The organism is Leeuwenhoekiella sp. MAR_2009_132 (genome assembly GCF_000687915.1).
Lineage (GTDB): Bacteria > Bacteroidota > Bacteroidia > Flavobacteriales > Flavobacteriaceae > Leeuwenhoekiella.
This window is the reverse complement of record NZ_JHZY01000004.1, coordinates 1,940,586-1,966,372: the sequence shown is the minus strand read 5'-3', so window position 1 is coordinate 1,966,372 and position 25,787 is coordinate 1,940,586. Positions and strand designations below refer to the sequence as shown.

The following is a 25,787-nucleotide window of genomic DNA, read 5'->3' as shown; positions in this document are numbered from 1 at the left end:
CGAATATTAAAACACTTTAGCCAAAATATTATTTTACGTTCTAAACTTCTCCTAACTTGAACCTAACAAATCATAACTCACATCACGCTTACTTAAAGAAGATAGCAACTTTGACGCTAGCAGTAACATTACACTCTTTGTTACTGCTGGGCCAAAGTAAGTCTAAAAAAGGCGATCTGGCTTATACAATTCTACCAAACCCATCTCCCGAAATAAACCATACCGCTGAAGCCGATATTGCTTTTGAAACCGAGGAGCTTACCTTAAACACCGCTGCCTTTGAGTACGCCAGTTGTATTTTTCAAAATGAACTTATTGTAGTGTCAAAACGCAAAATAGGATCAGCCAGAAGCGGCGCCACCACCATACTAGATCAAAGTGATTTTAAGCTAATAGGATTTACAAAAAATGATAATAACTGGTCACAACCGCATATTTTAAAAGATGCATTTATGGGAACAGATAATCACGGGGGAATCACCTTTTCAAAAGATGAAACCCGCGTCTTTTTCACAAAAACTTCGCCCGAACGACCAAATAGTTATCAAATCTACACTGCAGAACGATCAAATAAATTTGCCAAATCCTGGCAAAATGAAAAATTAATTGTTCTTGCAGATAGCAAATACTCTATTGAAAATCCCTGGTTAAGTGCAGATGGTAAAAAACTATATTTCGCGAGTAATATGCCGGGTGGTTATGGTGGGTATGATATCTATGCTGTGACAGTTTTTAAAAATGGAATAGTAGGTAAACCTGAAAATCTAGGAGCTTTTATTAATAGTGAACATGATGAAAACTACCCAACATTAAACGTCAACAACACCAAGCTCTATTTTGCCTCAAACCGAAAAGAAAGTTATGGAGGTTTTGATTTGTTTCAATGTTATGTAAGCTCTGGAAACTATAGCAGAGCAAAAAATCTAGGCTCTAGTATAAATAGCACTTTTGATGAATTTGGCTTTATTACCACCTCAGAAACTACAGGGTATTTTAGCTCTAACAAGAATGCATTGAGCAAAAACCCAAATATTTATAGTTTTTCGGTGAAGCCGTAATAAATAGAACACATAAAAAAAGGGCTGTTACTCGAGTAACAGCCCTTTTTTATTTATAATCTAAAATTAAGAAACTGCTTTCAGTTTTTTTATCGTAGACTTTTCCAATTTAAATTCCGCATATTCTTTATCTACTTTAAAAGAAGATATATCTGAACTTGGCAGATCAAACATCGCATCTGTAAATATAGCTTCACATAAAGAGCGTAATCCCCGAGCACCTAATTTGTACTCAATTGCCTTCTCAACAATATAATTAAGGGCATCTGTTGTAATTTCAAATTCAATATCATCCATATGAAATAACTTTTCATATTGCTTGATAATTGCATTTTTAGGCTCTGTAAGAATTGCTCTAAGCGTTGCAGCATCAAGAGGATCCATATGTGTTAATACAGGTAACCTTCCTATAATTTCAGGTATTAGACCAAAGTCTTTAAGATCTTTAGGTATAATATATTTAAGTAGATTATCACGCTCTATTACATCGTCGCTCTTACTTGCGCTGAAACCTACAGCCTGCATATTAAGACGCTTACTAATTACACGGTCTATACCATCAAAGGCTCCACCTGCAATAAACAAAATATGCTCTGTATTAACCTCTATAAATTTTTGATCTGGATGCTTACGCCCCCCTTTTGGCGGCACATTTACCACGGTACCTTCCAGAAGTTTCAAAAGCGCCTGTTGCACACCCTCACCACTTACATCACGTGTGATTGAAGGATTATCTCCCTTACGAGCGATTTTATCAATCTCATCAATAAATACGATACCACGTTCTGCTTTTTCTAAATTATAATCTGCTGCCTGTAATAGTCGTGTTAAAATACTTTCTACGTCTTCACCTACATAACCTGCTTCAGTTAATACTGTTGCATCAACAATAGCTAAAGGTACATTGAGCATTCTTGCAATGGTCTTAGCCATTAACGTCTTACCGGTACCGGTCTGACCTACCATAACAATATTACTCTTCTGTATCTCAATATCATCATCAGAATCTGGTTGCAGCAGCCGCTTATAATGATTGTAAACCGCAACAGCCATCACCTTTTTTGTAAAGTCCTGACCTATGATATACTCATCAAGAAACTCTTTAATTTCTTTAGGTTTCTTTAATGTAAGATCGCTGTTTAATCCTTTTTTATTAGTGTCTTTTGCTTCTTCCAGAACGATTCCGTGAGCCTGTTCTATACATCTATCGCAAATATGCGCATCAAGTCCTGCAATAAGCAAACTTGTTTCCGGCTTTTTCCTGCCGCAAAAGGAACATTCTAATTCTTCTTTCGCCATAATTCTTCAATTCGATTTTTAAATAAGTATTTAAAAACCAGTATTAATTCACTTCAACTAGTACTAAACTAATGTTATTCTCTTGCAAGAATCTCATCAATCATTCCGTATTCAAGTGCTTTATCTGCTTTCATCCAGTAGTCACGATCGCTATCTTCATAGACTTTTTCGTAAGACTGCCCTGAGTGCTTAGCTATAATATTGTATAACTCTTTCTTAAGGGTTAGTATTTCTTTTGCTGTGATTTCTATATCACTGGCCTGACCCTGTGCCCCACCCATAGGCTGGTGAATCATAACTCGTGAGTGGGTTAATCCACTACGTTTACCTTTTGCGCCTGCACACAGTAAAACAGCTCCCATAGAGGCTGCCATTCCTGTACAAATTGTCGCTACATCTGGTTTTATAAATTGCATCGTATCATAAATACCAAGTCCTGCATAAACACTACCTCCCGGTGAGTTTATATAGATTTGAATATCTTTTGAAGCGTCTGTACTCTCTAAGAATAATAATTGTGCCTGTACAATGTTTGCCACCTGGTCGTTAATACCTGTACCTAAAAATATAATACGATCCATCATTAGACGTGAAAACACATCCATAGCAACCGCATTCATCTGGCGCTCTTCTATAATATTTGGGGTAAGCCCCACAGGATACATGCTGCTCATGATTTTATCATAATACATGCTGTTTATACCCTGATCCTTAACTGCGTATTTTTTAAATTCTTCTGAGTAATTCATAGTTATCTTTTCAAAGTTCTAGGTTCACTATAATCCTAAAATTAAATTTCATTAAAAAAGGTGCGAGTAACACCTTTATATCCTTAGTAAAAAAAAGCGTCTTAACCTTACAGTTAAAACGCCTAAATATACTATTTATATCAGAGAATTACTAGTTGTAAACTTCTTTCACAAATGCGTCAAAGGTCACTTCCTTCTCTTCTAGCTTCACATTTTCTTTGAAGAAATCAAGCAATTTCTTATTCATAAGCTGCTCAGAAAGACGCTTAACCTCATCCTGATTACTTAAAATACGTGCCGCAATACCTTCTAACTCTTCATCTGCCGGATCATTTTGACCAAACTGAGCCATCTGGGCTTTGATCATTTCTTTAGCATACGCTTTGATCTCTTCGAAGGTGATTTGCAATTTGTTTTCTGAAATAACTTTGCCTTCTATAAGCTGGTAACGCAATCCCTTTTCAGAACGTGCATATTCTTCTTCAGCTTGCTCAGCAGTAAGTTCTTTCTCTCCACTGCGCTGAATCCATTTTTTTAGAAATTCTGCCGGAAGATCAAATTTTGTATTTTCAATTAAAGCTTCGGTAACATCATTAAGCAATTGCTGATCGCTCTGTTGTTTAAATTGACCTTCTCCTTCTTCTTTAATTTTATCTTTTAATTCGGTTACGCTGTTAATTACACCAGGACCGTATAATTTATCAAAAAGCTCCTGATCTAAGTCTGCAGCTTCTCTGTGATTGATTTCTTCAATCTTAAAAGAAACTTCAAGGTTTTTCTCTGTAGCCTCTTCTTCAGATAAACCTAAGAATGTTCTGTAATCACCTGCTTCTTTAAATAGACCCTTAGTAGAAACGGTAACGACATCATCTACTTTTGCTCCTACAAAAGCTGAAGTATTAGCTTTACCCTTTAGTTTTTCTACTTCAAAAGTGGTTTTCTTATCAAAACCTTCTTCTTCGTTTACAAAACTACCTGAAACCTCATCTGTAGCAGCTACTTCCTGCTTACTGGTAAGTTTTCCGAATTGCTTCTGAATCGTTTTTATCTGATTATCAACCATTGCCTCATCAACAACAATTGTATAATTTTTAATAGCCTTTTTTGGCTTAAGATCAACTTCAAACTTAGGAGCTAAACCCAACTCAAATTCAAATGAATAATCATCAGAATCCCAATTTAAATCTCCTTGATCTTTAGGTAATGGATTGCCCAAAACATCAAGCTTCTCCTCTGTAAGATATTTCTGTAAGCTGTCTTGTAAAAGCTTATTTACTTCATCAACTAAAATCGCCTTACCATATTGCTTTTGAACAAGCCCCATAGGTACGTGACCTTTTCTAAATCCAGGAATGTTTGCAGACTTACGGTAATCTTTAAGTACCTTTTGTACTTTCTCGTTATAGTCTTCTTTAGCAATATCTATCTTCAATACTGCATTTAACTCATCAATATTCTCTCGTGTAATATTCATCTTCTAGTGGAATTTTCCTATAAAATTTGGAGTGCAAAAGTACATCTTTTTTGCATCCTTACAAAGTTTTAAGGCTTTGGCGTTCAGTTGACTTCTATTCTTCTTTAATTAACGCAAAAAGTAACGATTGAAAGAGCGACAAAAGAAGGCTGAAAATTAGCGCCCACCAAAATCCATCTACTGCAAAACCGCTCACAAAATAATCTGCAAGTAGTATAATAACCGCATTGATAACCAATAAAAAAATACCAAATGTTAACACGGTTATAGGCAATGTCAAAACCACGAGAATGGGTTTAACTATTAGTCGCAATAGTGCAATTACTACAGCCACGATTAGCGCAGTCATAAATGAAGTTACACTGGCACCCGGAAGTAAATACCCTAAAAAAATTACTGCAAGAGCGGTTAGAATTAATTTTACAAGAGTTTTCATAATATCTTAATATTTTACCCTAAAATAAAAAATCGCCGCTCATTAGAGCAGCGATTTCTTCAAAATTGCATTTTAAATAATTACAGTTTAGTTGCTTTGACTTACTGAAATTGTATTATAATCACCCACATTTACTGTAGGAATTGTTGAACCATAGGTTGCATTAATTGCCAGAATCGCCTGGTTGGCCAGATACGCATAACCTCTAGGAGTGGGATGTACACCATCTAAAGAAAAAGCACCACCTGTTGCAAATGTTGATGTTAAAGACCCTCCATCAAATGTAATACCCCCTGTCGCTAACTGGTTTAAAATTGCCTTAGCATCAACAAAAGCTAAACCATTAGCCTGAGCTAGAGCAGCAATTGTAGTATTATAAGATGCCTGTGCCGCAAATATTAATGCTTGTTCTGAAGGAGTTAGAACATATTGATCAGTTACAGGTGCGCCTACACCTATAACACTGTTAGGATCATTTTGATTTGCAAGAGTACCTAATATGCTTGAAGCAGTTAATACGAATAGATCATCTGGTGTTGCCTGTCTAAGCTTTGGTAAAAATGTGCCTGGAGCTGCAGGATTTGGTAAATTGGTAAGACTCTCGTCTAAGATAACAGCAGCATTTTGACCTTCAACAAAGTTTATTGTTCGTGCATCACGTTCTGCTGCAGTTATAGCTCCTCCTGATGCATAAAGTGCCATCCCGCCATTATATTGCGCATACGCCTGATTAACTCCAGCTGCCGTTGCAGCATCTAAAGGAATAGCATTATAAGGAACAGTTGTAAAATAAGGTATAGAAGTTACATCAGGAATATTAAACACTACTCCTCCTGTTGCTGTTGCAGTAAGTGCGTTTAACTCCTGAGAATAAACACTTGCAAATACCTGAGGATCTGTAATATCATTTGCCCCATAAGTAGAGGGATCTAAATTTCCTTTTTGATCTACACCTACTCCACCACTGGTTGCGTAACTAAGTATATCGTTATTTCCTATCCATAGCGAAAAGAAAGTAGGACTTTGAGCAGCAGCGTCTGCGATAATAGTTGCATTTGCACTTGAAGCAAAACGAACAAAATAAGGGTTTGAAGCTCCTGCAGCAACACCGGCAATATTACCATAACCTGGTGCTACTAAATGAAAGCTTTTAGCTCCAGGAACACCCATATTATTAAACGGTCCTGTAAGTACGTTTGAGATATCTGTAGTTGGTGATCCGCTTAGGCGTACAGGACCAGGATTACCGCTGGCACCTACCGATAATACAAAACGATTTTCAGTAATTTGATTACCTCCCGCTAATAACCCGCCAAGATTGTCATTTACCAGGGGCTGCTTAAATTCACCACCTCCGGCTAATGCAAACTGACCTGCAAGAATATTAGGAAAACTATTTTGTTGTCCTGTAAGATATAATGCTCCATCAGCATACCCTGATGTTAAAGAGTTACCTACAGAAACAAAATTTGAAAAGTCTGCAGAACCACTTGTATAAACCCCACCATCTTCGATAGGATTGTCTAACTCTGCCTCACACGCTGTTAATAACACGGCAGACAGCGCCATATATTTTATATAATTTCTCATCATTTCTATTTTTTACATTTTATATGTTAAACCAATCCCAGGAACAAATGCACTTGATTTATAAGTACCTCCAAAAGAAGAACCATCACTTACATAATCGTAGGATTCATCAATTTCTTTAAAACGCAGATATAAGAAAGATGCATCTATTGCAAAGCTATTAGAAACCTGATAAGAAAGTCCGGCAGTAAATCCGTTACCATCATTACGAGGAGTTTCTGGAGCAAAATAACCAGAACGCACTGGTGACTCATCAAAATAATAACCAGCTCTTAACGAGAATTTTTCGCTTGCTTCATACGCTACTCCAAATTTGTACAATGATGAATTTTTATAATTCCGTGGATTTATAGACTCGCGACCATTACCAAAAACAATATCAAGATCTTCATAAACATCCCAATAGGTACGAGTATAATCTACGTTGAACGCCCATTTTTCGCGCTCGTAAGTTGCACCAACTGTTAACTCTGCAGGAAGTGGCAGCGAAGCTGTGAAACTTGTATCACCATTAGCAGGCACTAAAGGAGAGTCTGGGAAGTTTGCAAATGTTGCAGTTCCTTCAGTAGATTCTAATATGATTTCTGAACGGTAATTTGCACCTAGCGTAAAGTTATCAGATACATTAAACATTGCTCCTACAGACCAGCCCCAGTTAGTAACACCAGAATCGTCAACGGTTATATTAGATCGGTTTCCTTCTAAATCTGTTAATGTTCTATCTGCATTTCTATTGAAGTTAACGCTACCGGTAACAAAGATAGGACCACCACCTACACTAAATTTATCACTAATTTTAAAGGAAACTAAAGGCTGAATGTATATTGCAGCAAGATCAATATTATTAACCAAGTGTGATCCCGCCCAGTCTGTAGGCCATTCTACCCCACTACCGTAAGGTGTATAAATTGCAAGACCTAAACTGAGTCTTTCATTTAACGCATACGAACCATATAAGTAAAAAGGAGTCCCTGCCGGGCTATCTGTACTAGAATATTGACCCGTACTTGTGTTTTGCCAGGCTACATCAGAAAAAACGCCAAAACCACCGGCTGAAACATTTATCTTATTTTCTAAATATACTAAACCTGCCGGATTGAAAAATGCAATCTCAGCACTGTTTACATAAGCCACACCCGTGTGACCCATCGCAAGAGCTCTTTGCCCTTGAAGTCCTACTCTATAGCCTCCCGCAAACGTTGTAGCGAAAGAGAACAAGAATAAAGACGTAAATAAAATTTTCTTCATGCTTTAAAGGGGTTTAAAAATTAAAATCTAAATTTTGAACGCTTAAAATTAGGAATCTTATAAATTTTAAGCAGGTTTATCACGATATTTATTATGTATGCATAATAAATATGAGAAAGCAATTTTATGAAAAATTCGGGAGTTGTAATAACTATTCTTAATAATTTATTAATCTTAACCGTATAAAATTTTCATTCTCAATTAAAAATTACAAAACGCCATTGAGAATAGGACTAAAATCAATCCTACTATTCGATAAAATAACAAATCATTGGCAAAAAATCGTTCTACGTATCTAGTCTTCCTAATTTAAAAATTTTAAGACTGCGTCGTAAAAATCTTCGGGATTTTCTGCGTGCAACCAGTGACCGGCATCTTTAATACCTATAATTTCAGCATTAGGAAAATGAGCGTGTATTAAATTCTCATCACTTTCGGTAATATAATTTGATTTCATTCCTTTTAAGAAAAGCGTATCACCTTCAAATATAGTTTGCGTAGGAAGTGCTTCACCTATTGCCTCTATTTCATTTACCAAAACCGGAAGATTTACACGTAAAGCAAGTGTTTTATCTTTTTGCCAGTATAAATTTTTCAATAAAAACTGGCGCGTACCCCAGTCTGAAATATAGGCCTCTAAAAAAGTATCTGCATCACCACGTGAAGATCTAGCTTCAGAACTAGCTGACAGTGCCTGTAAACCTTCGAGAATTTGTTGATGATGCTGTGGGTATTCTTTAGGACCTATATCTGCAATTATTAATTTATCTATTAGTTCTGGATAACGCATAGCAAACAACATGGCAGTTTTACCGCCCATAGAATGCCCTAAAAGAATAATTTTTGTCAACCCTTTATCATCACAGTATGCTTTTAAATCTTCCGCAAGCGCTTCATAATTAAAAACAGTACTGTGAAAGCTTCTGCCGTGATTGCGCTGGTCAACTAAATGCATCTCGTAACCCGAATCTGCAAATTGACCAGCTAGTGTTTTCCAATTATCTCCCATACCCAGAAAACCGTGTAGAATAACCAAAGCCTTACCTTCTCCAGAAATATTACTGTGTAAAATCATCTATGACAATGCTTTTAAATAGGATTTAATAGTTTGTTCTAAACCATTATAAAGCGCTTCAGCAATTAATGCATGCCCTATAGAAACCTCTAGTAAATCTGGTATACTATCTGCAAAAAACTGAATGTTATCTAATGATAAATCGTGTCCCGCATTTAAACCTAAATTTAAATCCTGAGCAAGTAAAGCGGCCTCAACATAAGGCTTAACCGCGCTTAACTGTCCGTTTTTAAATTGTGTCGCAAAATCTTCAGTATACAACTCTATACGGTCTGTACCTGTAAGCTTTGCTCCTTCAATCATTTTAGGAATAGGATCTACAAATATCGACGTTCGTATTCCGTTACGCCTAAATTCGTCTATAACTTCCTTCAGAAAAATCTTATTTTTTACAGTATCCCAACCGGCATTTGAGGTAATTGCATCTACAGAATCTGGCACAAGTGTTACCTGATCTGGACGCACCTCTAACACGAGGTTAATAAACTTTTCTACCGGGTTTCCTTCAATATTAAGTTCTGTCTTAACCACATTTTTTAAATCACGAGCATCCTGATACCGTATGTGTCGCTCGTCTGGCCGCGGGTGAATCGTAATACCCTGTGCGCCGAACCCTTCTATATCTTTGACGGTTTTAATAAGGTTAGGAACATCACCGCCTCTTGCGTTACGCAAAGTGGCTATCTTATTAACATTTACACTTAATTTTGTCATTTCAATAATTGTAACTTTGCTTGCAAAAATACGAAGTAGCACAGCCTAACACCTTACTTTTTTTTAATTAAATTGCATTTAGCCTAAGCTATGAAAATAACAGACTTCATAATAAAAGATATAGACCCTATAGATGAGCGCCTTCTTATGGGAGATGCGCAAGAACTCTTTAGCCAAACTACCTATTCACACGTACCTATTACTAGAGAAGGTGTTTACGTAGGATGCCTCAATGAAAATGATGTACATTGCCACGAGGCTGATGGGGTTATAGCAGACAATGCACATATGTATGAAATCTTTTTTGTGCGCACAGATACAAACTGGCTTAATGTTTTAGAAGCTTTTGCTCAAAATAACACGAATTTAATGCCTGTTCTTGATGAAACTACGAGAGCTTATCTTGGATATTATGAGCTGGCAGATGTGATGACCTATTTCAACAACACTCCTTTTTTAAATGAACCCGGAAGCATTCTTGTTATTGAACACGGTATTCACGATTATAGTTTTAGCGAAATAAGCCAAATTGTTGAAAGCAATGATGGTAAAGTATTAGGAGCTTTTATTTCAAAAATCAAAAACGAGGTTGCTCAAATATCAATCAAGATAGGAGGCAATACTAGTTTTAATACCATTCTTCAAGCATTTAGACGCTATGGCTATGTGGTAATTTCAGAACATCAGGAAGATGCCTTTATAAAAGATTTGAGGGAACGCTCTCAATACCTTGAAAAGTACCTAAACATATAAGTTTAAACTTGCCCCATATGAAAGTAGGTATCTACGGTCAATTTTACCACGAGAATTCAGGACATTATGTACAACAGTTACTCGATCTGCTAGATCAGAAAGGTGTCGAAGTTATTATTGAAGAAAACTTTTTGCGTCTTATTCACGAGAATGACGACATTAATAAAACATATTCACACTTTAGCACTTTTGAAGAGCTAGATACAAGCTACGATTTGTTTTTTAGCATAGGTGGTGATGGTACTATACTGCAAACCGTTACCTATGTGCGCGATTTAAACATACCTATAGTAGGTATTAATACAGGACGATTAGGATTTCTAGCTACTGTTCAAAAAGAAAAACTGGTAAGTTCTGTTGAAGAAATACTGAAAAATAACTATAGTATTTCTGAACGCTCGCTAATAGCGATCAAAACTGCCAGCCCTAATGAAAACTTTGAAGAGTTAAACTTTGCTCTAAACGAAGTAACCGTAAGCCGAAAGAACTCAACATCTATGATTTCTGTAGACACTTATCTAAACGGAGAGAAATTAACAAATTACTGGGCAGACGGTTTAATCATTTCTACACCTACAGGTTCTACAGGTTATTCTTTAAGTTGCGGTGGGCCGGTTATTACCCCTATGACTTCTAGTTTTATCATAACACCTATAGCACCACACAATTTAAATGCAAGACCCATTGTAGTTCCTGACGAAACCGAGATAAAATTAATAGTAAGTGGTAGAGAACACGAGCACCTTGTATCGTTAGATTCGAGAATAGCCACACTCCCTATTGAAACAGAAATCACACTTACCAAAGCACCATTCAAAATTAAGCTGGTACTTCTAGAAGAAGACACGTTCTTAACCACCCTCAGAAAAAAACTACTTTGGGGTGAAGACAAGCGCAACTAGGCAATAAAAACGCTCTTATCTTGTTTACCAAAAGACTACAGAATCATTTTGAGTCTGCGTAAACAATATTGCTATATTTGCAAACTTTTAAAACCTATGCGGTATTTATCAATTTTACTAATTGCTTTGCTCTGTCACCTAGCTGTTGAGGCCCAGACCTATGAAATAGGTTTGTATGGCGGGGGTACTAATTTTATAGGTGATGTAGGAAAATCAAATTACATAGCTCCTAACGCCCCTTTCATAGGTGGTATTGCAAAATGGAATCGTAGTCCGCGTCACGCATTTAGAGCCAGTGTCGTGGTTGCAAATTTAGAAGCTGCAGATAGCGATAGTGATGACGCAAGAAGGCAACAGCGCGATTATGAATTTAACTCTACATTTATTGAAGCTTCTTTAGGTATAGAATACACGTTCTGGGAGTTTGATATGCATAAAAGTTTCAGTAAACCTGCTACTCCTTATTTATATAGCGGTTTTACTTACTTTTACCACGACAATTTTGCCTTAGACCCAGATCAAAATGCACTGGTTAATATAGGTTCTGAAGGAAATATTGCAATCCCAATGGTTATCGGGTTTAAGGCATTAGTGACAACATCTATAGTAGTTGCTGCAGAAGTAGGAGCGCGCTATACCTTTACAGATAATTTAGATGGAAGCTATCCCGGTGATGGTGATAACATTAATTATTTTGGTAACATAAATAATAAAGATTGGTATATGTTTACAGGTTTTACAGTAACCTATACCTTTGGAAGGCAGCCGTGTTATTGCGGCTTTTAAGTATATATAATGGATTTTTTAGACGAAATAAATCACGATAAACTACCCCAACACATCGCTGTGATTATGGATGGTAATGGTCGTTGGGCTAAAAACCAGGGATTATTACGTGTTAAAGGTCACCAGAAAGGCACAAAGGCGGTTAAAGAAACCATTGAGGCTTGTGCAGAACTTGGTGTTCCTTGCGTAACACTCTATGCTTTCTCAACAGAAAACTGGAATCGTCCAAAACTCGAAGTAGACACCTTGATGAAGCTTTTAGTTTCCTCCTTAAAGAAGGAAATTAAAACACTTCAGGACAACAACATATCTCTTCACGCAATAGGAAATTTATCTAGTTTACCTGATAAAGCTCAACGTGAATTAACCGAGGTTATAGAAAAAACTAAAAATAATTCAAGATTACGATTAACGCTTGCACTCAGCTATGGCTCTAGGGAGGAACTCATAAAAACAGTGCAGGAAATAAGTCTTAAAGTTAAAAATAACCTAATTTCGCCACATTTAATAAATGAGGCAGTCATTAAGGAACATTTGTACACTCATGATTTGCCTGATGTTGATTTACTTATACGCACCAGCGGTGAACAACGCATAAGTAATTTTTTATTATGGCAGATAGCCTACGCCGAGCTCTATTTTACACCAGTGCTCTGGCCAGATTTCACAAGAAAACATCTGTACGAAGCAATTTATAATTATCAGAAAAGAGAACGACGATTTGGAAAGACGAGTGAGCAAATTAATTAAGCAGATGGCTAAACAAACAGGGTTAATTTTGGCCTTCTTATTAAGTTGTATAAGTTTTACAACAGCAACAGCACAAAACGATTTACCGGTTTCTAATGGTAAGCAATACGAGATAGGGGTTATCTCTGTTGTAGGTGCAAAACAGTATAACGAGCAAACCGTTATTGCCTTTACGCGTCTCAAAAGCGGAGACCTTGTATATCTTCCCGGCGATCGTATTAGTAATGTCATTAAAAAACTATGGGATTTAGATCTTTTTAGTGATATAAATCTATATGCCACTATTAATGGTGATAAAGTAGATCTCAAATTTGAGATTGAAGAAGTTCCCGAGCTTAATAAGGTTACAATAACCGGTATTAAAGAGAAGAAAACAAAAGACATTATAAAAGATAATGATCTTAATAAAGGAACAAAGGTTACTGAAAACTTAATAACTAAAACCAAGTATTATATTGAAAATAAATATAAGAAAGAGGGATATTTAAATTCTAAAGTAACCATACTAACAAGACCTACTAAAGATACTACAGAGTCACAGCGTGTAGATATGTTAGTTAACGTAGAGCTTAGTGACCGTGTTAAAATCGAAGACATTGAATTTATAGGAAACGAGGAGCTTTCTGATGCTAAACTGCGTAAGCAGATGAAAAACACGAAGCAGAAAAACCTTATACGTTTCTGGAAACGTTCAAAATATATTTCTGAAAACTACGACGAGGACAAAGTTGCAATTGTTGATAAATACAAAGAAAACGGGTTCAGAGATGCACGTATTGTTACAGATACTCTAATTCACAGTGGCGAAGATTTAATCACATTGAAAATAAGTCTTGAAGAAGGTGACAAATATTACATAGGAGACATTGATTTCTTAGGAAATACTGTGTATTCAGATCGTGAACTTGCCCGCCAGTTGGGTCTTGAGAAAGGTGATGTTTACAATGGTGTTTTACTTAAGGAGCGTATCGCAAAAGACGGCGATCCTAATGCAGATGACCTTTCTAATTTGTATAAAAACAGCGGATATTTATTTTCTTCTATTAACCCAGTTGAAGTAAATGTAGAAAACGATACTATAGATTTTGAAATACGTATTACAGAAGGTAAGCTCGCTTATTTTGACCGTATTACAATCACAGGAAATGACAAGACTAAAGATCGTGTTATCTACCGTAATTTACGTACCAGACCTGGTCAACGCTATAGCCAAGCAGCCGTTTTACAAACAACCAGAGAATTAGGCCAGACCGGTTTCTTTGATCCTGAGCAATTAAATCCTCAGTTTTTAAATGCAAACCCTTACGACGGCACTATTGATATTAACTACGCTTTAGTTGAGCAAGGAGCCAGCCAGATAGAACTACAAGGTGGTTATGGTGGTGGTGGTTTTGTAGGTACCTTAGGTCTTTCTTTCAATAACTTTTCTATTCAGAATTTATTTAATAAAGATGCCTACCAACCTTTACCTATGGGTGATGGTCAGAAATTTAGTTTAAGAGCTCAGGCCAGTACTTTCTATCAAACTTATAGCGCTTCACTTGTTGAACCGTGGTTAGGTGGCAAAAAACCGGTACAATTACAACTAAGCTTTTCGCACAGTATACAGTATCGTTATAACTTTAATGGTGGTAATAATGCACGACCAGATAAAGACAGTAGATTCTTAATTACCGGTGGTTCTATAGGGCTTGCTAAGCGTCTTGAGGTTCCTGATAACTACTTTACGATTTCACATGCTATAAGCTTTCAACATTTTGATTTAAGAAATTATAATGTAGGTCTATTTACCTTTGGTAATGGCTCTTCAGAAAATTTAGCATATACAATAGGAATTTCTAGAAATGAAGGTGATGTTAACCCTATTTTCCCACGTACAGGATCTAAATTTAATTTAACTGCAAAATTAACACCTCCTTACTCGCTTTGGAATGGAACAGATTACAAAGAATTAGCCGACACCCGTGCTTCTTTAGATCCTGTTGCAGATCAAACTGAAATATCACAAATTGACCAAGAGCGTTTTAACTGGTTAGAGTACTATAAAATTAAGTTTGAAGGACAATGGTTTACTTCTTTGGTAGGTAAATTAGTATTAAGTTCTAAAGTTGAATTTGGTTTCTTAGGAGCCTATAATAACGACAGAGGCATTCCTCCTTTTGACCGCTTTTTCTTAGGTGGTGATGGTCTTGGCGGTTTTGCTCTTGATGGTAGAGAAGTAATTAGATTACGAGGATATCCTAATCAATCTGTACTTCCTCAGGACCGTGTAGATAATTCTAGCCTGGATGCAAGTGATGGTGCTACCGTTTTTAATAAATTTGAATTTGAATTGCGTTACCCGATAACTTTAAAACCTTCAGCATCTATTTATGCTTTAGTGTTTGGAGAAGCAGGATCATCTTTTGATAATTTTAAAGATTACAATCCGTTTTTAATGAATAGATCTGCCGGTGCCGGTGTACGTATTTATATGCCAGCGTTTGGTCTTCTAGGTATTGATTTCGGTTATGGGTTTGATCCTATACCAGGAACAGTAGGTGGCCCTAACGGATGGGAAACTCACTTTATAATTGGTCAACAATTTTAATTTGGCACGATATTTTCTAATATACTCTTAACTATGAGAAACAACGTTATTTTACTAAGCTTAACCGTATTATTTACGGGATTCTTGGCAGAAGCACAACGTAGTATTCGCATAGGTTATGTTGATATGAATTACATTCTAGAGAATGTTCCTGAATATCAAGAAGCTCAAAACCAATTAGATTCTAAAGTCGCAGGATGGAAAGATGAAATTGAAAAACGCAATAAGGAAATTGATTTAATGAAGACGGCTTTAGAAAATGAGCGTGTTCTATTAACACAAGAACTTATAAAAGAACGGGAAGAAGAAATACGTTTTCTTCAGAACGAAATTTTAGAATATCAGCAAAAGAGATTTGGGCCCCAAGGTGACTTAATGAAACAACGTAGTGTTTTAGTTGAACCTATACAGGATCAGGTTTTTAATGCGGTTCAGGAAATTTCTGCTAATAGACAGTATGATTTTGTTTTTGATAAATCTGCAGATTTAGTAATGTTGTATGCAGATAAACGTAACGACATTAGTGATCAGGTCTTATTAAGTATAAAACGTTCTTCAAAACGCAGTCAGGTAAATTCTAAAGCAGACAGAGAGCAATTAGCACGTGATGAGTCTTTAGATCTAGAGGAAGTGAGAGAGCGTGAAGCAAGAGAAGCAGAAGATGCTGCAAAGTTATCTGAACGCGAACGCATAATTGAAGAACGAAGAGCACTACGTGATTCTGTACAGGCAGCAAAACAAAAAGAATTTGACAATCGCCGCCAGCAGTTATTAGACGAGCGTCAACGTAAAAAAGATTCTATTAGAGATGCCAGAAGCGGTACCAGAAATGCAGGTAACCCGCCGGGATTACCTCCTAATGGAGTTAAAAGTGCAGACGGATTAACCCCTGAGCAACGCAGACAGCAAATTTTAGAAGAAAGACAACGCAGAAAAGATTCAATATTAGCATCTAGAAAAAAAATTAAAGACTCAATTAATTAAAAATAATACCTTGCCATTAGGTTTAATAATGGCCCCTCAAAACTTAAATAATTAAACACTTAATATCACTTAAAATGAAACACGTTAAAACCCTAGTTGTAGCCATAGCTTTAATTTTAGGAACAACAGGATTTATGCAGGCTCAAGATCTTAAAGTTGCTCATATTGCTACTCAAGAATTGTTAACTTCAATGCCACAGTACAAACAAGCACAAGCAGATTTAGAGAAATTACAAAGCTCGTATGATGCCGAAATGACAAACATGGCTAATGAGCTAAAGAAAACAATGGAGCGTTACGGAAATGAAGCTACAAGCCAAACTGACGAAACTAATTTACAGCGTCAGGCTGAGGTAGAGCAAACTCGTAACAAGATTATGGAGTACCGCCAAAACGCACTTAGAGATCTTCAGAAAAAAGAATCTGAAGCTTTACAACCTATAGTTGAAAAAGCTCGTTTAGCTATTCAAAAAGTAGCGCGTGCTAAAGGTTATAAGTATGTTTTAGATAGCACAACCGGTACCGGTCTTATCTTAGCAGACGGTTATGATCTTATGGCAGATGTTAAAAAAGATTTAGGTATCTAATACCTTCAAACTATTAATGAACTGCCCTATCGATTAATTTCGGTAGGGCAGTTTTTTTTTATTTTTGAGCTATGAGAAACAAAGAAGCAATAGGTGTATTTGATAGCGGTGTAGGTGGCACCTCTATCTGGAAAGAAATTATTAGGATGCTTCCTAATGAAGATACAATCTATCTGGCAGATATTGCAAACGCCCCTTATGGAGAAAAATCACCAGAACATATTATTGATTTATCAATAAAGAACACACAGAGACTCATTTCTCTCAATTGCAAACTAATTGTTGTTGCCTGTAATACTGCCACGACTAATGCCATAGATTTTCTTCGAAATAATTATGACATCCCATTTATAGGAATAGAGCCAGCTATAAAGCCGGCTGCACTTGCTTCAAAAAGTAAATCTATAGGTATATTAGCAACTAAAGGAACGCTCAGCAGCTCCTTGTTCCACCGAACATCAGAATTGTATGCAAGTGAGCTTAATGTTATTGAAGTGGTAGGAAAAGGGCTTGTAGAGCTAATTGAAGCAGATAAAATAGAATCTACAGAAATGTACAAACTACTCGAAGATTATCTTCAGCCTATGATTAATCAAAATATAGATTACCTGGTTTTAGGATGTAGTCACTACCCCTACTTAATACCTGTTTTACGTAAAATTTTACCTCAGGATGTAACAATAATAGATTCTGGGCAAGCCGTCGCTTTGCAGACAAAAAATATTCTAACAAAAAACAACCTTTTAAATACCCGTGAACTTTTAGGAAATCATATTTTGTATAGCAATGCGAATATTGAAGTATTACAAAAGCTCACAGATACTGAAAAAGAAATAAATAAGGAAGTTGCTTTCTTAGACTTTTAATTTATTGCGGGGCAATTACACTCATACTGTTCCCGCCTCTTTCCGAAGTCATAACCTAGCGTAATCTGGTGAAACCCATTTGAAATTACAATATCATTTTGTTGATATGAATAGGTATATGCTACTAAAAAGTTTCCGTAAGTAACCCCTAAAAATGGACTCAAATATTGTGATTTTTGATTAGATATAGATCCATCTCCGTTACGATATTGAGCACCATCAAGATTTCTTCTGTAAGACAAGCCGCCCCAAAGTTTCCCCCAATCAAATTTATGATACACTTTGCCATTTATATCTAGAGAAACTTCTTTAGTCTCGTCTGTAGCCTGTAACATTAAAGAAGGCTCATAGCTCCACGGGCTATCAAATTTACCAAACACATAACCTGCAGAAGCCAGATAACGACGCTGGTTTCTAGACTCTAACTCTGGTGTAAATATGGCTCTGTTTCTGGGGAGAATATTTTTGACTGTAGCGTGTGCATAAAAATCAAGAAAGTAATAGGACATCCCAAGATCTACATTAAAGTAATTATCAGTTTGGCTACCACCGGTAATTACAGGATCAAAATCAGTTTGATCAAAGGAGCTTTCATCTAAGGTATTTTGTAGCAATCCTACACTCAGCCCAAAAGATAATTGATTGAGATCTATATAATTTCTAGATAATAATAAATGATAGGCAAAAGTTGTATATACTCCACGTTGCGAATAATTACCATTCTCATCAGAAAACAAAATAGCTCCAAGACCCACTTTATCTCCTATCCTACCATTTACGGCTGCTGTATATAAATTAGGGGCATCTTCTATATCAAACCATTGCTGGCGCGCAGTTAATCGAACCTGATTAGAATTAGCAGCGCCCGCCATTGAAGGATGCAACAAATACAGGTTATCTGTCAAATAATCCCAATATACCGGTATGCCTTCTTGTGCCTGAATAAATTGACCAAAAATCAAAAAAAATAGTACTATAAATCTCTTCAAAATAACAATATGGATTTTAGGTCATTAACACACAGGGTGCAAGATGTAAATCTAATTAATTTATTAGGTAGATTGCGTTTAAGAGTTCTAAAAATAAATTATAAGAGTTCTAAATTAGCTAAATTTGCATCAAAATTATAATATGAGCACTTTTAGCATCTCTATAGAATCTACATCAAATCCTGCGATAAAAAAATTTCAGGCAAGTTCATTTCTTGTTAATCACAACAGCTACGAATTTAAAAATATTGATGAGGCCAAAAATTCACCTTTGGCACAGCAACTCTTTTATCTTCCCTTTGTGAAAACGGTTTATATTTCACAAAATTTCATCGCTATAGAAAAGTTTAGCATTGTTGATTGGATAGACGTTCAAAATGAACTCTCTCAGCAAATTGAAGACTTTCTTAATGACAACGGAATTGTTATTATTGAGGATGCTGCTTCAGCTAAAAAAATACCGGTTACCGTTTATGCAGAAAGTACACCTAATCCTGCTGCACTTAAATTTGTAACTAATAAAAAATTAGTTACAGAGACTCTTGAATTTAAAAATATTGATGAGGCTAAAAATGCACCTTTAGCTGTTGCACTTTTTAGTTTTCCGTTTGTAAAGGAAGTTTTTATGGATTCTAACTATGTTAGTATTCATAAATACGAGGTTGCAGATTGGGATAATGTTTTTCAGGAAGTAAGAGAGTTTATCAAAAACTATATTGAAGACGGAAAAGAAATCTTATCAGAAAACTTTAAAAAGACGCCTCAACTTGTTGAACAGGAAAAAGAAGCCCAGTTTGAACATTTAGACGATATTTCTAAAGAGATAGCCAATATTATTGAAGAATACGTAAAACCTGCAGTAGCAAGTGATGGTGGAAATATTCTCTTCAAAAATTACGATCCGGAGACTAAAAATGTAAAAGTTGTATTACAGGGAGCTTGTAGTGGCTGTCCTTCCTCAACATTTACATTAAAAAATGGAATTGAAAATATGTTAAAAGAAATGCTGAAGGGTAAAATCAACAGTGTTGAAGCCATAAACGGATAATTACTAATAGATTAGTTAAAATATAGCTGAAAAATTGAGCATAATATTGTAAATTCAACAGAAATCACAATAATTAATAAAATCAACGATTATGGCAATTTTAAAAGTTATAGAATTATTAGCTAGTTCAAATAAAAGCTGGGAGCAAGCAACAGCAAATGCTGTTAAAGAAGCTTCAAAAACAATTAAAAACATACGCTCGGTTTATGTAAACGAGCAAAGTGCAGTTGTTACCGGCGATACAGTTTCAGAATTTAGAGTAAACGTAAAGATTACTTTTGAGGTAAAATAAAAATTCAAATCAAGTATTATGAAGTCCTGTTTCCATTTTTGGTTACAGGATTTTTATTTTATATAATAATCTATTAGCTCAAAAAATATTTTGAATTAGAATTATGTTAGCATTTTAACAATTAACGATATTTAAACACTTGTATTTTTTTTATATCTGCGCTATACAAGACCTTTGCTTCAAAATAAAGTTATTTATGGAATTGAATACCCAATATTACGAGGACTACATTAAAAAATTTGGAGATAAGATTATCGATTTTCTTCCTAGCCTAATAGCAGCAGTGTTAATGCTGGTAATAGGTTTTTATATCATCAAATTCATAAACCGTCTTGTAAAAAAGTTTTTTGACAAAAAAGATTACGACTTAACATTAGAAAAATTTATAGCAGATCTAATAAACTGGACACTTAAAATACTCTTATTTGTTTTAGTTGTCACTCAACTTGGGGTAGAATCTGCATCCCTCGTTGCTGTTATAGGTGCTGCCGGTTTAGCAATAGGTTTAGCATTACAGGGATCTTTAGCAAATTTTGCAGGTGGAGTACTTATTTTACTATTAAGACCATTTAAAGTAGGTGATTGGATTTCTGCACAGGGAATTGACGGTACAGTAAAAGAAATTTCAATTTTCAATACACGATTAATTACTTTCGGAAATCAAGAAGCTGTGATTCCTAACGGCAAACTTTCTAACGATAATATAATTAATTTTTCATCTCAAGGAATTCGTCGTAATGCACAGACCTGGGGAATTTCTTATGATAGTGATATCAAATTAGCAAAAGATATTTTGCTAAAATTAGTGAATGAGCAAGAGACTGTTTTACACGATCCACATCCTGAGCCAATGATCGTAGTTACCGAATTAGCAGATAGCTCTGTAAATCTATCGCTACGTTTTTGGGCTACAAACGATGATTACTGGGCACTGCACTGGTATGTTTTAGAGGAAGGAAAAAGAAGATTAGAAGAACAAGGTATTGTTATACCATTCCCACAACGTGATGTACACGTATTTAATGAGAGTGGTGCTTCTTTTAGTGCAAAATAATAAAACCTATTTTTTAGGCTTATTTATCTGAAAATCTTTAAGATAAAATGGTTCAAAATAAGCGACATCTTCGATGTCGCTTATTTTGTATTTAGCATCTGCTAATAATGCCATTTCCCTTGCAGATGGTAGTGCTTCTAAAACAAAGTTTCCATTTGGATGCTTGTTAATACGTTGTAGCTTTTCTGCACCGTCACCAATAAATACGGTCTTCCCCGCATTTAAAAAATCATTAAACGAATGCTCATCTATTATTTGTGCTTCGATACCACGCAATTCATTAAAATCTGCATCATAAATAGCGCTATAGACCTCCATTCTACGTGCATCTAAAAGTGGTATAATATATTTAGCATCACTAACTCTTGCTTGCATTGCAAGAGCTTTGAGCGTATTTGTAGCAATTAAAGGGATGTCAAGTGCAAATGATAAGCCCTTAGCACTACTTACTCCTATACGCAGACCTGTATAGGAACCAGGACCTTTACTCACCGCAATAGCGTCTAATGCACTTTGAGCTACGCCAGCCTTTTCAAAAACTTCTTGAATATAAATATGCAATCGCTCAGCATGGGAGTAATTGAGCCCCATGTCTTCCTTAAGTGCTATAACTGCTCCGTTATTAGCTAATGCGACCGAACAATTTGTTGTAGTAGTTTCTATACAAAGTATAAGTGCCATAAATCTAGTCTTCTTTCGAAGCCCCAAATTTAGCATCTTTTTTCACCTCAACAAGATCACCTTCTTTAAGTAATTTTGTAACTGTATTATAAGGCCCCACAATAACCTCATCACCCGGCTCTAACCCTGATGTCACAACAATATTTGAATCGTCCTGAATACCGGTTTTTATGCGTTTAACACTGGCTTTGTCTCCATTCTTTACAAATACTGCTTCATATTGATTATCTCCAAAAGCAGAAGTAGTCGTATCATTTTTAATTACAATTGCACTTATAGGCACTGCAATAGCATCTTTAACGCTATTTGTTATAATATCTACAGTAGCCGTCATACCGGGTCTAAATGGTGAGTATGCTTCCGGTTTACCTTCAATCAAATCTTTATAAGAAGATTCTAGGATACGTACTTTTACTTTAAAATTTGTTACCTGATCTGCTGTAAGATTGCTTTCGGCTGAATTTGCAATCTCAGTTACCTGCCCCTTAAAAGGTTTCTTCAAGTACGCATCTACCTCAACACGGGTAGAATCGCCTATATTAATTTTAACGATATCATTTTCATTTACATCAACTTCAACCTCCATATTGCCAAGATCTGCAACCCGCATAATCTCTGTACCGGCCATTTGTTGCGTACCTACAACGCGCTCTCCTAATTCTACATCAAGACTAGATATAGTGCCACTAATAGGCGCATAAATTGTAGTTCTAGATAAATTATCGCGGGATTGATTTACGTTTGCAGCAGCACTTTGCACACTGTAGTAAGAAGACTTAACATTAGCCTGGGCAACCTCATAATCTGAGATAGACTGGTCCCAAGCAGATTTTGAAATCACACCTTTTTCAAATAATGATTTGTTACGCTCATAGTTTGCTTTTGCATTTTTAAGTGTTGCCTCTGCCTGTGACAAACCGGCTTTAATATTTTGTAAAGAAGCTTGTGCCTGAGTTAATGCAGATTGAATTAAATCTGGATTTATACGCACCAAAAGGTCTCCTTTTTCAACCTGTTGCCCTTCAACAACGGGAAGTTCTATTATTTCTCCCGAAACTTCAGATGAAATTTTAACTTCTACTTCAGGCTGAATTTTTCCGGTAGCGGCAACCGTTTCAATCACATTCATGCGATCTATTTTTTGAGTTTCTACAGCTTTAAACTCACCAGTTTTGCCGAACCATCCCGCTTTTTTACCTCCTATAAGGGCTAAAATAAGTACTACAGCAACACCAAATATAATTAGGATCGTCTTTTTTTTCATCTTGCGTATTTATATAAATCTATTATTGGAAACAGAACTTAAAATCAATTAAAATTTTAGTTGGTCTGCAGGCACACCAAAGTACAATTCGAGCACTTTTATTTTAAATATATAATCGTACTTAGCACGATTTAAATCTATTTGAGCATTGTCATACCGTTGTTTTGACTGGCTAAAGTCAAATGCATTGATTAAACCTACATCATAACGATCTTTCCCGTAAGAATAAGCAAGCTCCTGAGATTCTGCAGCTTTTTGTGCAGCCTCATACGATTTTAAAGCCCCTTGAGCATCTAAATAAGCCTGATAAACATTGGACTCTAAATCAAGTTTTGTTTGCTCCAGGTTTATCGCTGCTCGGTCTGCAGTTATCTTACTTCTTTTCACATTATTACGCGCCTGAAACCCGTTGAGAATAGGCACATTTAATTGAAGTCCGTAAGAAATACCGTCATTAATGTATAACTGATCCTGAAAAGAATTAAATATATCTTGCTCAGAATATCGCGTACTATACCCAAAGAATGCTGATATTGTGGGAAGTTGAGCCCCTTTTGCTATTTGAACATCTTTCTCTGCAATCTCTAGATTAGTTTGCGCAATTTTAACTTCATTTCGCTCTTCTTTAGCAGCCTCTATAATTTTCTCTGGAGCTAACAAAAGCATTTCCTCGCCGTAAATCGCATAATCACCTTCGGCAATATCAAATGATTTGTAATCACGTATTAAAAGGGTTTGAGCTAGACTTATAAGCGAAATCTGTACTGCATTTTCTGCAGCTACAATACTTTGAATTTCAGTAGCATTTTGAGCCTGCACTTCTAATAAATCACCACGAGGTGAAACACCACCATCTACGAGATCCTGTGTTTGTTGAAGTTGTTGCTGGGTAACCTCATTTTGAGATTTTAATACTTTTAAATTTTCTTTATTTAAAATCACCTGTAAATAACCATTTGCAACAACAAGCGCAATGTCATCCTGCAATTTTTCTAGTCCGTATTGAGCTGACAACGCAGTTAATTTAGCACGTTGTACTTGCTTAAAGTTACGCAAACCGTCAAATAGGGTGTAACCGGTATTAATACCACCACTTGCAGATAAAAACTGAGTTGTTGTTACCAGGTTACTGGTAGGGTCAATGTTTAGACCCGTGTTTTTAGAAACACTCGCATTAGCATTTAAAGAAGGTAAAAAATTACCTATAGCATCAGACTTATCTATAGCGGCTGATTCTTTATCAAGTTCTGCCTGACGTATTTGTATATTTTCTTCTAATGCACGCTGTATGCATTCCTGCAGCGTCCATTTTTGTTGCGCCATCCCGGAAAACGCAGAAAAAACTATAAAAACAAAGAGTAATATATTTTTCATAATTGTAATTCTGTTTAATAAGTAGTCTTAATCATTGAAGTGTTACACCTAAGTTGTTTTTTTTAATCTAAAAACTTGCAGCAGGCTTAATAGCATTCCACACTTTAATCTTATCTGTCATTTGAATTCCAGATTTGATTTCGACATAGATACCATCGCTAACGCCCAGAGTTACCTCGCGACGTTCAAATTTCTGATCACCTACCTCAACTTCAACATAAGGCGCCTGTGTTTTAGAATCGTATTGTACCAGCGCTTCTTTTATGGCAAGTACTTCATCTGCTCGTTCTAAAATAATAGATGCGTTAGCACTTAACCCTGCACGTATAAATGTGGTATCTGTTTTAGTAAGTGTTCCTTTTATTTCAAATTGAATTGCTCCGTTCTCGGCAACACCCTTTGGCGCGATATAATCTAGAGTAGCATCAAATTTTTTGTTCTCAATAGCACCTACCGTAATTTCTAACGGAAGGTTTTCAGTAATTTTACCCACTTCACTTTCATCAACTTTACCTTCAAAAATCATATTATTGACATCTGCGATTGATGCTATGGTAGTTCCGTCATTAAAATTATTTGCTTCAATAACCTGATTGCCCGCTTTAACAGGAACTTCTAAAACCATCCCCGTGATTGTTGCTTTAACAGATGTTGTCGCGTCACTACCTAATCCTGCAGTTGTACCGGTTCTAATAATGTCATAGTTCTGTCGTGCAGAATTTAAATTTACCTGCTGCTGTCTCCATTCCTGAACTGCCTGGTTGTATTCACGCTGACTAATATCAAAATCATTTGCTGAAATAACCCCACGATCAAATAGAGATTTTTGTCTGCTGTAGATGTTTTTCTGGTTTTCATAAGCCAGTTTTGAAGTCTCTAATTGGTTGCGCGCTCCCTGAATTGTATTCTTAGCGCCTACAAGTGACGATGCATTAGGCACCACATCTATCTTCGCTATAAGATCACCTTCTTTTACAATTTGACCGGCGACAACATAAATCTCACCTATGATTCCCGAAATGTTAGGCTTTATCAAGATCTCTTCCTTAGGCACGATACTTCCCGTTGCAACCGTTTTTTTAACAATGGTTTGTTTAGACGGCGACTCTGTCTCGTAAACAATAGGATCTTCCTGATTCTTTTGGTAGAAATAGTATAAAGATCCTACAAAGACAATGGCTATCAACGAGAGGATTATAATAGTAACTGATTTTTTCATATGAT

At 36.0% G+C, this 25,787-nt stretch carries 25 protein-coding genes; 12 read left to right on the top strand and 13 right to left on the bottom strand.

Annotated features, from left to right (window positions below; translation table 11 throughout):
- Positions 1 to 110 precede the first annotated feature (110 nt).
- Complete coding sequence (locus tag P164_RS16840; RefSeq protein ID WP_028377491.1) at positions 111 to 1,058, top strand: TolB family protein; 948 nt, start codon at positions 111 to 113, stop codon at positions 1,056 to 1,058.
- A 66-nt stretch (positions 1,059 to 1,124) separates the two neighbouring features.
- On the opposite strand, the gene clpX is transcribed toward P164_RS16840, so the two are convergent.
- From clpX to P164_RS16800, 8 genes are all read right to left on the bottom strand, one after another.
- Positions 1,125 to 2,357 carry an ATP-dependent Clp protease ATP-binding subunit ClpX gene (gene clpX, locus P164_RS16835; RefSeq protein WP_028377490.1) on the bottom strand — a complete coding sequence of 411 codons (1,233 nt, stop codon included), beginning with the start codon at positions 2,355 to 2,357 and terminating at the stop codon, positions 1,125 to 1,127.
- 74 nt (positions 2,358 to 2,431) lie between these two features.
- Complete coding sequence (clpP, locus tag P164_RS16830; RefSeq protein WP_028377489.1) at positions 2,432 to 3,106, bottom strand: ATP-dependent Clp endopeptidase proteolytic subunit ClpP; 675 nt, start codon at positions 3,104 to 3,106, stop codon at positions 2,432 to 2,434.
- A gap of 151 nt (positions 3,107 to 3,257) precedes the next feature.
- Entirely contained in the window at positions 3,258 to 4,580 is a 1,323-nt protein-coding gene (tig, locus tag P164_RS16825; protein ID WP_028377488.1) for a trigger factor, read from the bottom strand.
- 94 nt (positions 4,581 to 4,674) lie between these two features.
- Complete coding sequence (locus tag P164_RS16820; protein ID WP_028377487.1) at positions 4,675 to 5,016, bottom strand: phage holin family protein; 342 nt, start codon at positions 5,014 to 5,016, stop codon at positions 4,675 to 4,677.
- 87 nt (positions 5,017 to 5,103) lie between these two features.
- The gene (locus P164_RS16815; RefSeq protein ID WP_028377486.1) at positions 5,104 to 6,606 is read right to left on the bottom strand and encodes a lipase; all 1,503 of its coding nucleotides are present in this window, start codon (positions 6,604 to 6,606) and stop codon (positions 5,104 to 5,106) included.
- A 12-nt stretch (positions 6,607 to 6,618) separates the two neighbouring features.
- The gene (locus tag P164_RS16810) at positions 6,619 to 7,854 is read right to left on the bottom strand and encodes an OmpP1/FadL family transporter (RefSeq protein WP_028377485.1); all 1,236 of its coding nucleotides are present in this window, start codon (positions 7,852 to 7,854) and stop codon (positions 6,619 to 6,621) included.
- A gap of 304 nt (positions 7,855 to 8,158) precedes the next feature.
- Complete coding sequence (locus P164_RS16805; protein WP_028377484.1) at positions 8,159 to 8,929, bottom strand: alpha/beta fold hydrolase; 771 nt, start codon at positions 8,927 to 8,929, stop codon at positions 8,159 to 8,161.
- Positions 8,930 to 9,643 carry a pyridoxine 5'-phosphate synthase gene (locus P164_RS16800; RefSeq protein WP_028377483.1) on the bottom strand — a complete coding sequence of 238 codons (714 nt, stop codon included), beginning with the start codon at positions 9,641 to 9,643 and terminating at the stop codon, positions 8,930 to 8,932.
- A gap of 90 nt (positions 9,644 to 9,733) precedes the next feature.
- Between P164_RS16800 and P164_RS16795 the strand changes: the two genes are divergently transcribed.
- The 8 genes from P164_RS16795 (at position 9,734) to murI (ending at position 17,861) form a co-directional block, all read left to right on the top strand.
- The gene (locus P164_RS16795; RefSeq protein ID WP_028377482.1) at positions 9,734 to 10,396 is read left to right on the top strand and encodes a CBS domain-containing protein; all 663 of its coding nucleotides are present in this window, start codon (positions 9,734 to 9,736) and stop codon (positions 10,394 to 10,396) included.
- 17 nt (positions 10,397 to 10,413) lie between these two features.
- Positions 10,414 to 11,298, top strand: a complete 885-nt coding sequence (locus P164_RS16790; RefSeq protein WP_028377481.1) for an NAD kinase — start codon at positions 10,414 to 10,416, stop codon at positions 11,296 to 11,298.
- Positions 11,299 to 11,394: 96 nt separating this feature from the next.
- A complete protein-coding gene (locus P164_RS16785) occupies positions 11,395 to 12,084 on the top strand; it encodes a DUF6089 family protein (RefSeq protein ID WP_028377480.1) in 690 nt (229 codons plus the stop codon).
- A 9-nt stretch (positions 12,085 to 12,093) separates the two neighbouring features.
- Positions 12,094 to 12,834, top strand: a complete 741-nt coding sequence (locus tag P164_RS16780; protein WP_028377479.1) for an isoprenyl transferase — start codon at positions 12,094 to 12,096, stop codon at positions 12,832 to 12,834.
- A 4-nt stretch (positions 12,835 to 12,838) separates the two neighbouring features.
- Entirely contained in the window at positions 12,839 to 15,424 is a 2,586-nt protein-coding gene (locus tag P164_RS16775) for an outer membrane protein assembly factor (protein WP_028377478.1), read from the top strand.
- A 33-nt stretch (positions 15,425 to 15,457) separates the two neighbouring features.
- Entirely contained in the window at positions 15,458 to 16,408 is a 951-nt protein-coding gene (locus P164_RS16770; RefSeq protein ID WP_028377477.1) for an OmpH family outer membrane protein, read from the top strand.
- Positions 16,409 to 16,482: 74 nt separating this feature from the next.
- The gene (locus P164_RS16765; RefSeq protein ID WP_028377476.1) at positions 16,483 to 16,995 is read left to right on the top strand and encodes an OmpH family outer membrane protein; all 513 of its coding nucleotides are present in this window, start codon (positions 16,483 to 16,485) and stop codon (positions 16,993 to 16,995) included.
- Between the two features lie 71 nt (positions 16,996 to 17,066).
- Positions 17,067 to 17,861, top strand: coding sequence for a glutamate racemase (murI, locus tag P164_RS16760; protein ID WP_028377475.1), 795 nt, complete (start codon positions 17,067 to 17,069; stop codon positions 17,859 to 17,861).
- Here the strand turns inward: murI and P164_RS16755 are convergent.
- Positions 17,858 to 18,850, bottom strand: a complete 993-nt coding sequence (locus tag P164_RS16755) for a type IX secretion system membrane protein PorP/SprF (protein WP_028377474.1) — start codon at positions 18,848 to 18,850, stop codon at positions 17,858 to 17,860. The genes murI and P164_RS16755 overlap by 4 nt on opposite strands.
- A gap of 142 nt (positions 18,851 to 18,992) precedes the next feature.
- Here P164_RS16755 and P164_RS16750 point away from each other — a divergent pair, with 142 nt between their 5' ends.
- The 3 genes from P164_RS16750 (at position 18,993) to P164_RS16740 (ending at position 21,244) form a co-directional block, all read left to right on the top strand.
- Positions 18,993 to 19,898 (top strand): NifU family protein, encoded by a 906-nt coding sequence (locus P164_RS16750; protein ID WP_028377473.1) that lies wholly within the window; start codon positions 18,993 to 18,995, stop codon positions 19,896 to 19,898.
- A gap of 91 nt (positions 19,899 to 19,989) precedes the next feature.
- A complete protein-coding gene (locus P164_RS16745) occupies positions 19,990 to 20,190 on the top strand; it encodes a dodecin family protein (RefSeq protein WP_028377472.1) in 201 nt (66 codons plus the stop codon).
- Between the two features lie 196 nt (positions 20,191 to 20,386).
- The gene (locus tag P164_RS16740) at positions 20,387 to 21,244 is read left to right on the top strand and encodes a mechanosensitive ion channel family protein (protein ID WP_028377471.1); all 858 of its coding nucleotides are present in this window, start codon (positions 20,387 to 20,389) and stop codon (positions 21,242 to 21,244) included.
- A gap of 6 nt (positions 21,245 to 21,250) precedes the next feature.
- On the opposite strand, the gene tsaB is transcribed toward P164_RS16740, so the two are convergent.
- From tsaB to P164_RS16720, 4 genes are all read right to left on the bottom strand, one after another.
- Entirely contained in the window at positions 21,251 to 21,925 is a 675-nt protein-coding gene (gene tsaB / locus P164_RS16735) for a tRNA (adenosine(37)-N6)-threonylcarbamoyltransferase complex dimerization subunit type 1 TsaB (protein ID WP_028377470.1), read from the bottom strand.
- A gap of 4 nt (positions 21,926 to 21,929) precedes the next feature.
- The gene (locus tag P164_RS16730; protein WP_028377469.1) at positions 21,930 to 23,189 is read right to left on the bottom strand and encodes an efflux RND transporter periplasmic adaptor subunit; all 1,260 of its coding nucleotides are present in this window, start codon (positions 23,187 to 23,189) and stop codon (positions 21,930 to 21,932) included.
- Between the two features lie 48 nt (positions 23,190 to 23,237).
- Positions 23,238 to 24,563 (bottom strand): TolC family protein, encoded by a 1,326-nt coding sequence (locus P164_RS16725; protein ID WP_028377468.1) that lies wholly within the window; start codon positions 24,561 to 24,563, stop codon positions 23,238 to 23,240.
- 67 nt (positions 24,564 to 24,630) lie between these two features.
- The gene (locus P164_RS16720) at positions 24,631 to 25,782 is read right to left on the bottom strand and encodes an efflux RND transporter periplasmic adaptor subunit (RefSeq protein WP_028377467.1); all 1,152 of its coding nucleotides are present in this window, start codon (positions 25,780 to 25,782) and stop codon (positions 24,631 to 24,633) included.
- Positions 25,783 to 25,787 lie beyond the last annotated feature (5 nt).

What these genes read in the sequence shown, in the direction of transcription:
- clpX (WP_028377490.1), bottom strand. Translation starts at nt 2,357, where the DNA reads ATGGCGAAAGAAGAATTAGAATGTTCCTTTTGCGGCAGGAAAAAGCCG.
- clpP (WP_028377489.1), bottom strand. Translation starts at nt 3,106, where the DNA reads ATGAATTACTCAGAAGAATTTAAAAAATACGCAGTTAAGGATCAGGGT.
- tig (WP_028377488.1), bottom strand. Translation starts at nt 4,580, where the DNA reads ATGAATATTACACGAGAGAATATTGATGAGTTAAATGCAGTATTGAAG.
- P164_RS16820 (WP_028377487.1), bottom strand. Translation starts at nt 5,016, where the DNA reads ATGAAAACTCTTGTAAAATTAATTCTAACCGCTCTTGCAGTAATTTTT.
- P164_RS16815 (WP_028377486.1), bottom strand. Translation starts at nt 6,606, where the DNA reads ATGAGAAATTATATAAAATATATGGCGCTGTCTGCCGTGTTATTAACA.
- P164_RS16810 (WP_028377485.1), bottom strand. Translation starts at nt 7,854, where the DNA reads ATGAAGAAAATTTTATTTACGTCTTTATTCTTGTTCTCTTTCGCTACA.
- P164_RS16805 (WP_028377484.1), bottom strand. Translation starts at nt 8,929, where the DNA reads ATGATTTTACACAGTAATATTTCTGGAGAAGGTAAGGCTTTGGTTATT.
- P164_RS16800 (WP_028377483.1), bottom strand. Translation starts at nt 9,643, where the DNA reads ATGACAAAATTAAGTGTAAATGTTAATAAGATAGCCACTTTGCGTAAC.
- P164_RS16795 (WP_028377482.1), top strand. Translation starts at nt 9,734, where the DNA reads ATGAAAATAACAGACTTCATAATAAAAGATATAGACCCTATAGATGAG.
- P164_RS16790 (WP_028377481.1), top strand. Translation starts at nt 10,414, where the DNA reads ATGAAAGTAGGTATCTACGGTCAATTTTACCACGAGAATTCAGGACAT.
- P164_RS16785 (WP_028377480.1), top strand. Translation starts at nt 11,395, where the DNA reads ATGCGGTATTTATCAATTTTACTAATTGCTTTGCTCTGTCACCTAGCT.
- P164_RS16780 (WP_028377479.1), top strand. Translation starts at nt 12,094, where the DNA reads ATGGATTTTTTAGACGAAATAAATCACGATAAACTACCCCAACACATC.
- P164_RS16775 (WP_028377478.1), top strand. Translation starts at nt 12,839, where the DNA reads ATGGCTAAACAAACAGGGTTAATTTTGGCCTTCTTATTAAGTTGTATA.
- P164_RS16770 (WP_028377477.1), top strand. Translation starts at nt 15,458, where the DNA reads ATGAGAAACAACGTTATTTTACTAAGCTTAACCGTATTATTTACGGGA.
- P164_RS16765 (WP_028377476.1), top strand. Translation starts at nt 16,483, where the DNA reads ATGAAACACGTTAAAACCCTAGTTGTAGCCATAGCTTTAATTTTAGGA.
- murI (WP_028377475.1), top strand. Translation starts at nt 17,067, where the DNA reads ATGAGAAACAAAGAAGCAATAGGTGTATTTGATAGCGGTGTAGGTGGC.
- P164_RS16750 (WP_028377473.1), top strand. Translation starts at nt 18,993, where the DNA reads ATGAGCACTTTTAGCATCTCTATAGAATCTACATCAAATCCTGCGATA.
- P164_RS16745 (WP_028377472.1), top strand. Translation starts at nt 19,990, where the DNA reads ATGGCAATTTTAAAAGTTATAGAATTATTAGCTAGTTCAAATAAAAGC.
- P164_RS16740 (WP_028377471.1), top strand. Translation starts at nt 20,387, where the DNA reads ATGGAATTGAATACCCAATATTACGAGGACTACATTAAAAAATTTGGA.
- tsaB (WP_028377470.1), bottom strand. Translation starts at nt 21,925, where the DNA reads ATGGCACTTATACTTTGTATAGAAACTACTACAACAAATTGTTCGGTC.
- P164_RS16730 (WP_028377469.1), bottom strand. Translation starts at nt 23,189, where the DNA reads ATGAAAAAAAAGACGATCCTAATTATATTTGGTGTTGCTGTAGTACTT.
- P164_RS16725 (WP_028377468.1), bottom strand. Translation starts at nt 24,563, where the DNA reads ATGAAAAATATATTACTCTTTGTTTTTATAGTTTTTTCTGCGTTTTCC.
- P164_RS16720 (WP_028377467.1), bottom strand. Translation starts at nt 25,782, where the DNA reads ATGAAAAAATCAGTTACTATTATAATCCTCTCGTTGATAGCCATTGTC.